General features: G+C 35.7%; 11 protein-coding genes. 4 read left to right on the plus strand and 7 right to left on the minus strand.

Annotated elements, in window-relative coordinates; translation table 11 throughout:
• The first annotated feature begins 52 nt into the window (after positions 1–52).
• The 4 genes from O5640_RS00130 to O5640_RS00145 all read left to right on the plus strand — a co-directional run bounded on the left by O5640_RS00130 (position 53) and on the right by O5640_RS00145 (position 6,463).
• Complete coding sequence (locus O5640_RS00130; RefSeq protein ID WP_269612514.1) at positions 53–4,012, plus strand: translocation/assembly module TamB domain-containing protein; 3,960 nt, start codon at positions 53–55, stop codon at positions 4,010–4,012.
• Positions 4,013–4,158: 146 nt separating this feature from the next.
• Entirely contained in the window at positions 4,159–5,475 is a 1,317-nt protein-coding gene (locus tag O5640_RS00135) for a glutamate-5-semialdehyde dehydrogenase (RefSeq protein ID WP_269612516.1), read from the plus strand.
• The gene (locus O5640_RS00140) at positions 5,472–5,861 is read left to right on the plus strand and encodes a dihydroneopterin aldolase (protein WP_269612518.1); all 390 of its coding nucleotides are present in this window, start codon (positions 5,472–5,474) and stop codon (positions 5,859–5,861) included. The genes O5640_RS00135 and O5640_RS00140 overlap by 4 nt, the downstream gene beginning before the upstream one ends.
• Before the next feature lie 101 nt (positions 5,862–5,962).
• Positions 5,963–6,463, plus strand: a complete 501-nt coding sequence (locus O5640_RS00145) for an esterase/lipase family protein (protein ID WP_269612519.1) — start codon at positions 5,963–5,965, stop codon at positions 6,461–6,463.
• On the opposite strand, the gene O5640_RS00150 is transcribed toward O5640_RS00145, so the two are convergent.
• From O5640_RS00150 to O5640_RS00180, 7 genes are read right to left on the minus strand one after another with little or no spacing between them, the layout of a single operon-like run.
• Positions 6,460–8,571, minus strand: coding sequence for a M3 family metallopeptidase (locus O5640_RS00150; protein ID WP_269612521.1), 2,112 nt, complete (start codon positions 8,569–8,571; stop codon positions 6,460–6,462). The genes O5640_RS00145 and O5640_RS00150 overlap by 4 nt on opposite strands.
• 16 nt (positions 8,572–8,587) lie before the next feature.
• A complete protein-coding gene (locus tag O5640_RS00155; RefSeq protein ID WP_420063708.1) occupies positions 8,588–10,141 on the minus strand; it encodes an NAD(P)H-quinone oxidoreductase subunit 4 in 1,554 nt (517 codons plus the stop codon).
• A gap of 57 nt (positions 10,142–10,198) precedes the next feature.
• Positions 10,199–11,146, minus strand: a complete 948-nt coding sequence (gene thrB, locus O5640_RS00160) for a homoserine kinase (RefSeq protein ID WP_269612524.1) — start codon at positions 11,144–11,146, stop codon at positions 10,199–10,201.
• Between the two features lie 11 nt (positions 11,147–11,157).
• Positions 11,158–12,201, minus strand: coding sequence for a glucokinase (locus O5640_RS00165; RefSeq protein WP_269612525.1), 1,044 nt, complete (start codon positions 12,199–12,201; stop codon positions 11,158–11,160).
• 22 nt (positions 12,202–12,223) lie between these two features.
• Positions 12,224–14,149, minus strand: coding sequence for a threonine--tRNA ligase (gene thrS, locus O5640_RS00170; protein ID WP_269612526.1), 1,926 nt, complete (start codon positions 14,147–14,149; stop codon positions 12,224–12,226).
• Between the two features lie 6 nt (positions 14,150–14,155).
• On the minus strand, positions 14,156–15,169 hold the full coding sequence (gene trpS, locus O5640_RS00175) for a tryptophan--tRNA ligase (RefSeq protein WP_269612528.1): 1,014 nt from the start codon (positions 15,167–15,169) through the stop codon (positions 14,156–14,158).
• A complete protein-coding gene (locus O5640_RS00180; protein ID WP_269613856.1) occupies positions 15,170–15,700 on the minus strand; it encodes a hypothetical protein in 531 nt (176 codons plus the stop codon). It lies immediately after the preceding gene.
• Positions 15,701–15,743: the final 43 nt, after the last annotated feature.

The following is a 15,743-nucleotide window of genomic DNA, read 5'->3' on the forward strand; positions in this document are numbered from 1 at the left end:
GAATTGATTCTTTATAGTTTGTTAGCTCCCCCAAGTTTGAGAATAATGTTTCATGGGAGATGAGTGGAGCTCTAAAAGATTAAAGCAGTGGGGACTTGCTGGAACCTTTGCTGCGTTGAGCGGTGTTTTGATTTGGAGTGGCGCAGATCTGCTGGTAGGTAGGACTATAAGCCGCTTTTCTCCACAAATAGAAAAAACATTATCTAATTCATTAGGTCATCCTTTGAAAATAGGTTCCTATAGGGGGCTCAGGCTATGGGGAATTGAGTTAGGGCCAACAAGACTACTTCCAGGGATTAAAGATTCTTCCTCAGTTAATATTTCAACTTTAACAATTAAATTTGCTCCTTTTGCGAGTTTATTTAATTGGCAACCAGTTGCAATATTTAATCCAAAAGGAACAGAAATTTTATTAAGCAAAAATGATACTGGTTCGTTTTGGATCGTTCCACAGAATGAAAATCCAAAAAAAATCAACCTTCAATTAAAATTTAATTTAAAAGAACCAACCAAAATTTTATTAAATCGTGGGGATACGACATTACTAGCGAAAGGTAACCTATCTCTTGATCTTGGTAAGAAAAAGATTTATGGTGCGATTAACATAGACTCCAAAAAACAAGGAAGTCTATTCCTTTCAGGAAAGGGTTATTGGGATGGAATAGAATTCCAAACTAAAGTAAAAGTTAATAAACTTAGTCTTGGTATCTTTGAAGGGATTTTAGGAGATAATTCTAACATTATTGCTAGAGGAAATATAAATGGAAATCTAAACTTGGGAGTCAAGAAAGGTTTAATAAGGTGTAAAGGTGGTTTGATCTTTAACAATTTAACTCTAAATGGGGGAGGTCTAAGTGATACCTTATCTGCAAATAAATCAACAATAAAATGTGATAATAATAAGCTTCAGTTAAAAGACTCAAATTGGAATTATGGATATTGGAATATATCTAATTCGGTTGAGATTCCGTTTTACAAAAAGGATAAAACTTATATAAATTCTGTAACCAAAGTTAAAATTAAAGATTTCGAACATAAACCACTTTCTTTGAAATTAGAATTACCAATTTCAGTAGTTAATAGACAATTTATCCCTGGAGAGTTAAATGCAGATTTTAATTTAGAATCTTTCCCTTTAGGTGCTTTAAATCAAATACTAAATGCATCACTATCAGGAAAATTAAATACAAAAGGTGGTTTTTATGGACCATTAACTTCTCTGAACTCTACCATTAACCTTTCTTTAGAAAATCCACAAATCAACGGTATTCGATTGAGGGAAAAATGGAGAGGTTCTTTTACTCGTATTCCAAGTGAAAAGAAATGGGGTAGTTTGAGAATGGAATCGGAGGGTGCTTCTATCCCCGGGAATCTTCAAATCAACTTGAATAAGTATGGTAATTTTAATAGTTTAAATCTAAATAGATTAGGTGGTGAAATAAGTTTAAAACCAAAATTAAATGCCTTTGAATGGGACGCTAATAAGTTTAGATTAGATCGAGTTGAGGTTGCTTTCCCGCCTGAGAAAAGTTTTAAACGAATCTTTGGGGAAGTTTCAGGTAATGGAATACTTTCTCTTGACCCATTATTTTTTAATGGTGATTTGAATTTAGATTATTTTAGATTGTTAGGTTTCAAATTAAAAAAAGCAAGTATTAAAGGTCAAATTAAAAATTCAGAAACTAATTTAACAGGTGAATTAATTCCATCGGAAAATGGAAAGATTAAATTTGATATTAATAATGTGTCCGAATTTTCTTTGTTAGCTCAAGTAAAGGATGTAAGCTCTAATTGGATTGCCGCAACGGCTTTAGAGTTTCCTAAATTAGGATTGAAGTATTCTGATGCAATGGGTAAGGCTGAAGATATAGAAAAATTTATAATTGGTTATCCTAATAGTTCTATAGATAGTCAGTTAGTAGCCTTAATTAAGTCTCAGAATTCATATAGAGAAGAAATTGCTAAGATAAATAATCAGAGCATAATTAATCCTTATGATCTTAATGGGAAAATTAATGCTGATATTAAATTAAGTGGACCAAGCCTTTCTGATTTAAATTTAGAAGCTAAAGCCTCTGGTAAGGTTTGGACAAATAAATTGAAGATTATAAATTCTAATAATATTAGACCTTTTAAAGCAACTTTTAATGGAAATCTAGCTTCAGGAATGGGAGATTTCTCATTACTTAATTTTAATTTTTCATTATTATCTTTAGTTGCACCGATACCTTCAGCAGTTGACGGTTATTTTGGTTTAAAGGGTAAATACAATTTAGGTAATCTATCCCCACGCGTTACAGCAGATTTAATTATTAAGGATACAATAATTTATAATAGAAATATTATATTAGATAATGGAAATATTTTTATTAAAGATAACTATCTAGAGTTTGATATCGCTATAAGGGATAAATCTTCGGCAAATCCTGTTAAGTTAGTCGGAACCTACCCACTAATAAGTTCTTACCCTATTGATCTAAAGGTCGAAAGTCATGGAGATGGGTTGGCTTTTTTGACGGGGCTAACGAAAGGGAATGTATCTTGGACCTCAGGGACAGCTGATCTAAGCGTCTTAATTAGTGGAACCCCTCCAAAACCGGTCGCGAATGGTTTTTTGGTTTTAAAAGACAGTGAGTTACTTTTTCAAGATAAAGAAATTAATAATTTGAATAGCACAATAGTTTTTGATTTCAATCGACTTGAAGTCCGTAATCTCAAAGCAAATATAGGAGCAAACGGTTTCATTAGCAGTCAAGGTGGAATTTCGTTATTTGATGCTCAATCAAGTGAAAACGAGCCATTGGCTCTTTCCATAGAAAAAACACGTATTAAAACGGCATTTTCTGATGTCAGTGCTTCATCTAACATTGTTATTAAGGGATCTATTTTGAAACCTCAATTGGCAGGTGAAGTTTTTATCTCTGAAGGTTCAATTTTTGCTAAAAGAGCTAATAATCCAGATAAGACTACATCTGACAAATCGAACCGTTATGAAGATTCTAAGGCGAAAATAAGTCGTAGAGTACCAGAACAAAACTGGAACCAGAGAGAACCTCTAGTGTTATTTATACAAAATGAAGATGCACCTGCAAGTCGAATAGTTAGTGCTGGCTTGCCTAATGGATTTGAATCAATAATGTTTGACAATTTAAAGCTTGTACTTGGCCCTTCATTGCGATTAGTCTCTCAACCATTGGCAAGCTTCGAAACAAATGGCTTCCTTCTCTTAAATGGCGCTTTTGACGAGACTCTTGATGTTAGCGGAGTTATTAAACTTGTTAGTGGCTACGTTAATCTCTTTACGACTACTTTTAATCTAGACCAAAGTGAACCTAATGTCGCAGTATTTGTACCGTCTATGGGTTTGGTTCCATATGTTGACGTGACTCTTAAAAGTCGTGTCCCAGATAATGTTAGAGACGTAAGTAATTTTTCCTCTAATGGCATGGCATCATTTGGTATTGGAGGATCTCGTTTTGTAAATGTCGAAGTGACAGCCTCTGGACCTGCAGATCGCATTAGTGAAAATTTTCAATTGAGAAGTACTCCATCTTTGGGAAGAACTGAGTTGTTAGGACTTATAGGAGGTAATTCTCTTGCAAATTTAATAAGTAGTGGAGGTAATAGTGATGTACTTGCTAGCTTTTTGAATAGATCTTTTGCTTCATACCTCCAAGGCAATATCAATGGATTTTTAAGTGATAGGCTTCAAATTTCTTTGTATCCTGCATATATAACTGGATCAGATTCAGAGGATGATGGGAGTGATAGTGGTTCTTCAAGTAGTGATCAGGAGGGTGCTAATTTGCAAGAGCAACAGGCATGGGTGACTGAAATAGGAGTTGACTTTAACGATAAAATTAATTTCTCAGTTCAGGCTGCTCCTAATCGACAAGATATTCCACCGAAAGGAAATATTACTTTTCAAATGAACCCTAATGTAGGAGTACTAGGCTCGTTTGATAAGAGTGGAAATTGGCAAAGTCAGCTCCAACTCTTTTTTAGATATTAAATAAATGACTAGTTTATTAAGAATAATTTAATTAAAAAATGCTCAGTTCGATAGATTTTTATCTTCTTTTATTGCTTGATTCACCATTAAAGGAATATTTTAAAGACGGTGAAATTATCTTTGATTAAACAGTTGATCCAAATCAAATGAGTACAAACTTTTCAGTTCCTGATCCTACGCCCCAGCTAATAAAAGTAGCAGAGAGTGCAAAAGAGGCTTCTATTTTGCTTGGTCAATCCACTAATGAACAAAGGTGTGAGGCTTTGACTGAAATGGCAAATGCTTTGAATGATAATGCTGATGAAATATTAAAAGCAAATGTTCAAGATCTTGAAAGATCAGAAAAAGAAGGGTTGAATAAATCACTTTTATCAAGACTTCAGTTAACAAAAACTAAACTCAAAGGATGCATTGATGGAGTTCTTAAAGTTTCAAATCTTGCAGATCCAATAGGTAATAGACAACTTCATCGGGAATTGTATGAAAACCTTATTCTTGAAAGAGTGACAGTTCCATTAGGAGTCTTAGGAGTGATATTTGAATCCAGACCTGATGCATTAATTCAAATAGCCTCGCTTGCTGTTCGTTCTGGGAATGGAGCTTTATTAAAAGGAGGAAGTGAAGCAAAAGCCACAAATCAAGCAATAATGGATTCTCTTGATAAAGGTTTAAGTAAATCAACTGTGGGCTCTGGAGCGTTGTCTTTGCTCACTACACGTCAAGAAAGTTTAGGTTTACTTCGTTTAGATCGGTTTGTGAATTTGATAATACCTAGGGGTAGTAATCAGTTAGTCCAGTTTATTCAAGAAAATACACGTATCCCTGTTTTAGGGCACGCTGATGGAATATGTCATCTATATGTTGATAATTCTGTAGATATTGATAAAGCTATAAGCATAGCTTTGGATAGTAAGATTCAATACCCTGCTGCTTGCAATGCAATTGAGACATTATTAATTCATGAAGATGTTGCCGAGATGTTTTTGAAAAAAGGCTTGCCAAGTTTTTCTAGTGCAGGAGTTACTCTTAAGGGAGATGCAAAGAGCCAATCTTTAGGGGTGAAAAACAAGGCTAATGAAGCAGACTGGTCTACAGAATATCTTGATTTAATTCTTTCAATAAAAATTGTTCGCAATGTTGACGAAGCTATTGAACATATTCGTAAATATAGCTCTCGTCATACTGAGGCGATAGTTAGTGATGACAAGGGAGTTGCTGAGAAATTTTTAAGTTCGATAGATAGTGCAGGTGTTTACCATAATTGCTCTACTCGTTTTGCTGATGGTTTCCGATATGGGTTTGGAGCTGAAGTTGGGATAAGTACTCAAACTCTTCCACCGAGAGGACCAGTTGGATTGGAAGGCTTAGTTACCTATCGCTATTATCTCAGAGGTGATGCTGATCTTGTTAAGGATTTCGCTTCTGGAGATAGAAGTTTTTCTCATATTGATTTACCGTTATGAGTCAATTAAATAATTTAAGCGCAATTCATATAAAAGATTTAAATCTATGGGCCCATGTAGGTGTTTTAGAAAGTGAGCGAATACATGGTCAAAGTTTCCTTCTTGACATCAGTTTCTGGTTGGATTTGGATGAGTCATCAAAGTTTGATCAATTAGATAAATCAATAGACTATAGCGAAGCAATTAAAGCAGTTAAAAAACTTTCATTTGAAATCAAATGTTTAACGATTGAATATTTTAGTGATCAAATTTTGAATCTTCTTGAGTCTCTATATGGTCCAGTTCCAATTCATATCTTGCTGACAAAATGCTCGCCACCAATACATGGATTTACGGGAAGTGTCCTAATCGAAAAAAAAAGAAATTTCTTATATCCCATTAATTAATTGGATACAAACAATAGACCAATTTTTCTTGTTCATGGTTTGTGGAACAATCCTAAATTATTTGAAAAATTAATTAAAAAAATAAAAAAGATGACTATCAATTGTACAGACCACATTTACCACACAAATATGGAAAAACATCTATTAGGCATTTAGCTCATGATCTTGATTCTAAGATTGAGGAATTAGTGGGTTCTGAAATCGAAATTGATATTGTTGGTTTTTCTATGGGTGGATTAATTAGTAGGTTTTGGATGCAAAATTATGATGGTTTTTTAAGAACTAAACGTTTTTTTAGTATTGGTAGTCCTCATTTTGGTACTTTCACAGCTCAAATGATCCCTTCATTTTTGATGCCAGGTATTGCAGAGATGAAAAGAGGAAGTAGTTTACTATCTCAATTAAACAATGATTTGACTTCTCTAGAAAAGGTTGAATGCACTAGCTTTTTTACAAAATGGGATTTGATGTCATTCCCAGGGTGGCAAGCAAAACTTCCTATTGGTGATTCCTATCACTTACCTGTGTTGACACATAAAGAATTGATAACAAATTCTAATTCCCTAGACATCTTAGCCAAAAAGATTTTCAATAGTAGCTAGTTAAGACCGCTATGTCTAATTAAAGCTTCAGTAGAGGGAAGTCTTCCTCTGAATTGTTTGAAAACCTTATTGGGTGAACGACTACCACCAAGACTAAGAATTGAATCGCGATATTTTTTACCAATCTTTCGGACTTGGTCCTGATTAGAAAGGCCTGCCTCTTCAAATGCGGCAAAGGCATCAGAGCTAAGTACCTCAGCCCATTTATAAGAGTAGTATCCAGCAGCATAGCCACCAGCAAAAATATGACTGAAGGCACAGAGAAATTGATCTTCTGGAATAGGATCCATCACTGTTGTATTTTTTGCGATTTCTCGTCGCAATTCATCTGGGGAAATTCCTAAATCTTCATTCCATTGACTATGGAGTTTTAGATCAGTAAGAGCAAAATGTATTTGTCTTAAAGTCGAAAGCCCAGAATTAAATGTTCTGCTTAGCCTCAATTTATTAATTTCCGATTCTGGTAGTGGTTCTTTCGTCTTCCAATGTATTGCTATTTCAGAAATTGTTTGATCTTCTAAGCACCAATTTTCCATAAATTGGCTTGCTAATTCGACAGCATCCCATTCAACGTTATTAATACCGGCTGCTTGAGGGTAATTTACAGTTGTCAACATATGTTGTAGTCCATGACCAAATTCATGGAAGAGAGTTTCTACTTCTTCGAAACTCATTAAACTTGGCTTGTCTGCAATAGGAGGCGTTTGATTGCAGACTAAATAGGCTACTGGGAGAACAATATCATCTTTCGTTTTTTGATTTCGGCACAAACATTCATCCATCCAGGCACCTCCTCTTTTTGTCGCAGGACGACTGAAGGGATCTAGATAGAAAGATGCAATTTTCTGGCCATCTAAATTCTTAACATTGAAGAAACGGACATCTTCATGCCACAAAGGAGCTGTATTACTTGCTTCTTCAATGTCAATTTCAAAAAGTCTTTTGCATAAATTGAATAGACCATTAAGAACTTGATTTAAAGGAAACCATGGTCTGAGTTTCTCCTGGTCAAGGTCGAATTTCTCTTTGCGTAGAACTTCAGCCCAAAAACTTACATCCCATGGAGATAGCTCAAAATCTTCGTTTTCCCCATTTCTTTTGGCACACTCACGAAGATGAACAACTTCTTTTTTAGCATGAGGCATTGCTGCTAATCGTAATTCTTCGAGTAACATATCAACAGCTTTTTCATTATCTGCCATCTTTGTGGCCAAGCTAATTTCACACCAGTTTTTATATCCCAATAGTTTTGCCTGTTTATTTCTGAGATCTAGAATTTCTTCAATTATTTTTTTGTTATTAATATTTCCATCGCTAGCTCTACTCACAAAGGCTCTATAAACTTTCTCTCTGACATGTCTATCTTTTGCATAAGTTTGAAAAGGAATGTACCTAGGCATATCTAAGCCAACTCTCCATGGGCCATTTGATGCTGATGGATCATTATCTTCTTCATCTTTGTCACCAGCTTCCTTTGCAGCAAGAGCTAATGTCTCAAGCGCTCTTTCAGGAAGACCCTCGACTTCTGATTTGTTTTTCAATAAAAGACTCCAATTCTTAGTCGCATCTAATACATTGTTACTGAATGTAGTTGATAATTCAGCTAATCGCTCACTGCGAGAATTAAAGAGAGCTTTTTCGTTGGCCTCTAGACCAATTCCTTTGTTTTTCATGGTTATTAGTTCTGTCTCAATTATTCTTATTTGTGTTTCATCCTTTATCTTTCCATGCTCTTTTAAATTTGAGAGCGCCTTGAAAATGACTTCGTTTTGAGCAAGCTGATTACTAAATCTAACTATAGTAGGTTGCTGATTTGAATAAACCTCACGTAGTTCAGCGGAATTGCATACAGCATTCAGATGACTTACCACCCCCCAACTCCACCTAAGCTTTTCACCTATTTCATAAAGCTGAGGCATTACATCTTCCCAACTCAGTGAGCTTTTTGTGTGTAATTGTTTTTCGAGCTGTTCTTCTAGTTTATTTAATTTTTCATTTAGTTTTTTTATTAGTAAGGGTATATTTTCAGTGATCTCGTTAGGGGTGATTTCATCATAATTAGGAAGACCTTCACCTTTTAATAATGCTGTTTGCTTAATTGAAGTCATTTTTTAGATTCAAAAACTAACTTATTGGTACAAGGTTATTGGTAATTAATGATTGTGCGAGAGCATTTGTTGATACCTCATATAAATCAATAGCTATTCTTGGCCAAAAACCTATTACTAATGTAGGAACTAAGAGACTTAAACCTATAGAAAGCTCTCTTGCATCCATTTCTTTTACTATGGACAAAGCTGGTATCCTAGGCCCAAAAAATACCCTTCTACACATTGAAAGAAGGTAGATAGGAGTTAAAACCAGTCCAATAGCTGCTAAAAGGATTGTTATTGCTCTAAATAAAGAAGTGAATCCTTCTTGACTAGTTATTCCTAGAAAAACTGTGATTTCACTTATAAACCCACTCATTCCTGGTAAGGCTAGTGAAGCTAGCGAACTGGCCAAGAAGAATGCAAAAGTAATTGGCAAAGCTTTTGCTAGACCTCCCATATTGGGGATTGAAAGAGTATTGGTTCTTTCATAAAAACTTCCAGTAACAAAAAACATTGCGGCAGCAATCAGTCCATGGCTAATCATTTGTAGCATCGCTCCACTGATTCCAAGAGCATTAATTGCACCAATCCCTACAAGAACAAAACCCATATGACTTACTGAACTGCAAGCTATGCGTCTTTTTACATTATCTTGAGCAAAAGCATTTAGAGCACCATAAATAATATTTACTATCCCAATGATAATCAGCGCTGGAGCAAGTATTAAATGAGTATCCGGTAAAATTTGGACGTTAAATCTTATGAGAGCGTAACCTCCCATTTTTAATAAAACACCAGCTAATAACATCGAAACTGGTGCATTTGCCTCCCCATGAGCATCTGGCAGCCAGGTATGAAGTGGAAAGATAGGGAGCTTGACTCCAAAACCAATTAAAAAACCTAAATAACAAAATATCCCAAAATTACCAGTAAAAGATTTGGCTGCTATTTCACTTAAATTAAAGGTAAATTGATCTCCAGAAAGAGCTAAAGCAAGCCCACTAATTAATATTAAAAGGGAAGCTAGCGCTGTATAAAGGATGAATTTTGTTGCAGCATATAGTTTTCTTTTCCCTCCCCAAATAGCAATCAATAGATAGACAGGAACAAGTTCAAGTTCCCAAGCTAAGAAAAATAGTAAAAAATCTTGTGATAGGAAAACTAAAGCTTGGGCTGAAGCTTGAATGAGTAACAAAGCAAAGTAAAGCCTTGTTTTTTGTTTTATTTTCCAACTTGCAGCTGCGGACAAAAATGTTATTAGCCCGCTTAGAACTACTAGCGGTGCAGATATTCCATCAACTCCTAATGACCATTCGAGTCCTATTGAAGGAAGCCACTGAAGTCTTTCAATCAACTGCAGACTTTCGCTGCTGGGGTCAAACAAATTGGCAAAAGCCAATATGATTATTAGAAAATCAGCTAATAAAATAACTAAGGCAATATTTCTTGGCAGATTAGAATTTTTACTCTCTTGCGTTGGGAGGAAAGGCATTATCAATGCTCCCACTATGGGTAGGAGCACAATGAGTGAAAGCCATGGAAATACTGTTTGAGAATCAATACTCATAGGCAGATTGGCATCCATGATTTGGGGCAAGTCAGCCATAAAGCTATCAGTTTTTGTTCGTTTTCATGAGTAGAACTACCCAAAGGTGTTTGAAATGCATTCGCTTCCTCTGAGTTGGAGGCTCATTAAAGGAGCACGACTTGCTACACCAGCAGCTTCCCAGGCTTTGACCATTGCGACACTGACTTCTCGGCCTTTAGTCGCTTTGCACAAGGCAAGAATGCTTGGTCCTGCTCCACTTATTGCACATCCTAAAGCTCCGGCAGCCTTTGCTGCTTCTCTTACCTCCAATCCTCCTTTAATCAATCCCCACCTATAAGGTTCATGAAGCTTGTCATGCATGCCATCTGCAATTAGATCCTCATTTCCGGTTCTTAGTCCTTGAAGAAGAAGAGTAAGCGCACCTAAATTGATTACTGCATCATTAACTGGAATGTTTTCTGGCATGACACGCCTTGCTTCGCTTGTACTAAGGCGAATGGATGGAATTGCGACTACCGCTTTTATTGATTGATCCCAGTCACAGCGGACTACACGCCATCTGTCGTTTGCGGTTTTAGCTGTTACGCAAAGACCCCCTATTAGCGATGGAACAACATTGTCAGGGTGACCTTCTATATCTATTGCCAACTCCAATAATTTTTCTTTAGGCAATGGATAACCAGCAAGTGCATTAGCTCCAACCAGTCCTGCCACGATTGCTGTAGCACTGCTACCAAGCCCTCTTGCAGGAGGCACCGCTAATTTTACTCTTGCTTCAAGAGCGACTGGCTCAACACCTGCAGTTCTCCAAACTCTCTGCGCGGCTCGATAAAAAAGGTTTTCGGGGCCGCCTCTTAAATGATTGCCTTCAGTACTCTCCATTATCAATTCAAATCTTTCAGCATTACCCTCAATTCTTTTAATAGTGAACTGATTGGAAAGATCTAATGCTGCACCAAGGCAATCAAACCCTGGACCAATATTGGCTGTAGTAGAAGGAACCTCTACTACGACAGTTTGTCCTATTTTTGGCGGCCCCATGTTTTTATCCTTTAACTAAGTCTCCCATTTGATTCGGCACTTAAGCGTGCCCTGCAAGCTGAACTGAATAATGTCGCCTCTGGATCTTTAAGAACAATCAATGGGATTTCCTTTAAATAAGATTGAAAGCGACCCTTATTACTAAAAGCATTAAGGAAGTTAGAAGAGTTTATTCCATCGAGGTTTTTTGCGGCTGTTCCTCCTGAAATCCATAAGCCTGAAGAGCAAAGTTCTTGTAAAGCAAGGTCTCCAGCTGCTGATCCATAAACATTTAGCCATAATTTCAAAGCTTCAGACATTAATTTGTCTCCGTTATTTGCTCTCTCCCAAACAAATGCGGGTAAATCTGTGAAAGCTGATTTGTCATTATCCATTTTTTTTAAAGTTTCCTGAAGTGGGTGGTTTTCATTTAATGGATTATCCAATTTCCATCTGGCAATCATTCCAAGGCCTGTCCCACTAACTATTCTTTCAATGGATACTCTTTGAATATTTAGCTTGTTTTTTAGCCATTTGACTAATTCCCATTCGTTTTCTGTTCTTGGGGAAAATTCCCGATGCCCCCCTTCACTTGGAAATATAAAAATGTTTTTAGGTGTAATTAATCCTCTGGACATTCCTAAGCCAGTACCAGCTCCGATAATGGCAACTAATTTTTGATTAGTTTTGTACTCAGAATTTAATGTTCCTTGGATTACTTCATATTGGGATTTTTTGAAAAATGGTATTCCATATATTAAAACTGAGAAATCATTTATTAATTCAATATTATTTATTTTTGAAAGCTGAGATAATTTTTCTGTTGCGATATCCCATTCTAGATTTGTGATCTTAACTTTCTGGCCTTTTATTGGTCCTGCTACTCCAATACACATATATTCAGGGAGTGATATATGATCTGGTAAATGTTTAATAAAATCTTTAAATATTAAGTAAAAAGATTTCCATTCTGACGAAATATAGTACTTTTCAAATAATTTTTTTGGATAGTTCTCGTTTGAATAAACAGCTAATATTGTTTTAGTCCCTCCAAGATCTCCAGCAAGTAAATTCATTAGTTATTAAAATCGTTTTGATTTAGGATTGATTAACTTGCATACCTTTTTTGCTAATTGATTCGTCAATTATTAATTTAAACTTGTCTATACTCATATTTCCAAGATCTTTACCTTCTCTTGTTCTTACTGAGATTTCATTATTCTCTTCTTCCTTATCTCCAATAATTATCAAGAAAGGTATTCTTTGCATAGTATGTTCTCGTATTTTAAAACCAACTTTTTCATTTCTGATATCAATTTCAGCTCTGAACCCAAAATTAACTAATTTATCTTTAGCACTAAAACATGCTTCATTATTTCTATCAGTTATGCCCATAATCATTATTTGAACAGGTGATAACCATGTAGGAAAATTTCCTGAATAATTCTCAATTAAAATCCCAATAAATCTTTCAAAAGAACCTAAAATAGCTCTGTGAAGCATTACAGGTGTTTGTTTTCTTCCTGTAATATCTATATAACTTGCATTGAGCCTTTGAGGCATTGAGAAATCCACTTGAATTGTTCCGCACTGCCATACTCTGTTGAGACAATCTTTTAGGGAGAATTCTATTTTTGGACCATAGAATGCACCTTCTCCAGGGAGTAGCGACCAATCTAACCCTTTTGAATCAAGTGCCTCAGATAAGGCTTTTTCTGATTTGTCCCAGATATCATCACTCCCAACCCTTTTCTCTGGTCTTGTTGAGAGCTTAATAAGAATTGAATCAAAGCCAAAGGTTTTATAAACCTCAAATACCAAATCAATAAAATTTTGGACTTCTTCTTGGATTTGTTCATCGGTACAAAATATATGTGCATCATCTTGAACAAAATTTCTTACCCTCATTAAGCCATGAAGTGCACCAGAAGGCTCATTGCGATGACAAGAACCAAATTCAGAAAGTCTAATAGGAAGATCTCGATAGCTTTTTAAACCTTGATTGAATATTTGTATATGGCAAGGGCAATTCATAGGTTTTATTGCATATTCCCTGTTCTCTGAAGTCGTAGTAAACATATCTTCTTTAAATTTATCCCAATGGCCTGATTTCTCCCAAAGACTCCTATCAACTACTTGAGGAGATTTAACTTCTTGATAATCATATTTTGTAATGGTTTCCCGAATAAAATCTTCTAAAATTCTATAAATAGTCCACCCTTTAGGGTGCCAAAAAACCATACCGGGTGCTTCTTCTTGCGAGTGAAAAAGTGAATACTTTTTCCCTAGCTTTCTATGATCTCTTTTCTCAGCTTCTTCAATTCTAGTGATATATTCTTTTAATTCTTTCGAGCTTTTCCAAGCTGTTCCATATATTCTTTGTAGCATTTCATTGTTAGAGTCTCCGCGCCAATAAGCCCCGGATACTTTCATTAGCTTAAATACTCTTAGATGCCTTGTATTTGGCACATGAGGACCTCTGCACATATCAATATATTCTTGATGTTTGTATAACTTTATGATTTCATTTTCAGGGATATTTTTAACTATGTCTAGCTTGAAAGTTTCACCTCTATTAGTAAAAACTTCCTTTGCTTTCTCTGGACTTACTATTTCAACATCTACATTATAATCTCTGTTAACTAACTCTTTCATTCTTTTCTCAATTTTGAGAAGATCATCAGGAGTAAAGGTATCTTTATAAGAAATATCATAATAAAAACCATCTTCAATAACTGGTCCTATTGCCATTTTTGCTTCGGGGTATAATTGCTTTACAGCATGTCCAAGAAGATGAGCGAATGAATGTCTAATAATTTCTAGTCCCTCATCATCTTTAGATGTAATAATCTGTATATGAGAATTTTGAGTTATAGGAATACAAGTATCAATTAATTCTCCATTCACTCTCCCCGCTAGCGCTGCTTTTGCTAAACCAGGACCAATTTCTGATGCTATTTGGTCAATTGTGACAGCAGAATTATATTTTTTTTCAGTTCCATCCGGTAATGTAATTATTGGCATAATTTTCTACAAATTTGAATAAAATCCTAGAGCTTCTTTAACTCTATTTAATGTTAACTTAGAAACCTCCTCGGCAGTAAGTTTGCCTTTATTTAGTATTCTTTTTAACTCTTCTGGATCATTCATTAGTTCTTTATATTTTTCTTGAATAGGTTTGAGAACGTTAATCATTGCCTCTGTAAACTCTGGTTTGAATTTACCCCAGCCCATTTCTGCGCAATACTCAGCTGCTTTTTCTCTACCTAGGCCAGAAATTATAGAATAAATTGTTAAAAGATTGTCAGCTTCAGGTCTTGCAGTATTACCGAATTCTAATCCTAATTCTGAGTCGGTTTTTGCACGTTTTATTTTTTTAGTAATGATATCTGGACTGTCTAATAAAGTAATCCTACTATTTTCGTTTGGGTCGCTTTTACTCATTTTCTTTGTTCCGTCAGTCAGGCTCATGACCTTGGAACACTCTTTCAAAATTAAGGGATTTGGAACTTTTAGTATTGGATTTTCTTTTGTTCCGAATTTTGAATTAACTCTTTGAGAAGCAATATCTCTCGCAAGCTCTAGATGCTGCTTTTGATCTTCTCCAACAGGAACCAAATCAGCGTCATAGAGAAGAATATCCGCTGCCATAAGGACTGGATAATCTAATAATCCAATAGATACATTGTCTCCTTGTTTAATTGACTTTTCCTTGAACTGAATCATTCTCTCCATCCAGTTTAAAGGAGTTAAGCAATTTAGTATCCAGCAAAGCTCGCTATGGGCGCTTATCTGACTTTGAATGAATATTGAGCATTTATCAGGATTCATCCCACAAGCGATATACAAAGCCGCTGTAGATAAAGAATTTTGATAAAGAGATTTTGGGTCATGCGGAGTCGTTATCGCATGAAGATCAACAACGCAGACAAAAGTTTCGTAATTTTCTTGTAATTCAACCCAATTTCTTATTGCTCCAAGCCAATTACCAATATGAACATCTCCGGTGGGTTGAACACCAGATAAGACTCGCTTTTGATTCACTTATCCTTGCTCGCTTGAAATTGTGGAATCATCTTCATTTGAACTTCCTTCTTTTGCTTGATCATTATCTTTTTCTTCAGGATCTTGAGCAACATTGTTTGCCTGATCAGTATCAGCGACCTCTTGTTCTTTAACTGGTTTTTCTGGTCTTGCAAAAGGGTTGGGCTTTGAGTTGATTGAGCTGTTATTTTCACCGTTATATCTTCCCCTATTACTCCTGCCTTTTCTTTGGTCGTTGGCGGGCGCTTGAGACCTATATTCGTTGACTAAATTTTCAAGACTTCCATCTTCAAGCATTTGCGCAAGAGTTCGTACTGCGAAACCAAGCACTGCGACAGTAGAACGAAGATTGAAGGCTTCTTGTAATGATCTGGCTGCTCTCATTTCATTATCACTTAAGCGAATGCGAAAGCCTCCCTCTCTATTGTTAGGACCTCGGCCACCTCTGAAATTATTGCGACCATTTTGTCTTTGGTTTTGGAAATCGCCACCACCTGACTGATTATTGGTGTAAGAGTCACCCATGAACATATTTGCCAATAGGGGCAAGTGTGACGCATAGCCGGTACTTTTG

Origin of the sequence: Prochlorococcus marinus str. MIT 0912 (assembly GCF_027359595.1) — a bacterium.
Taxonomy (GTDB): Bacteria; Cyanobacteriota; Cyanobacteriia; order PCC-6307; family Cyanobiaceae; genus Prochlorococcus_B; species Prochlorococcus_B marinus_C.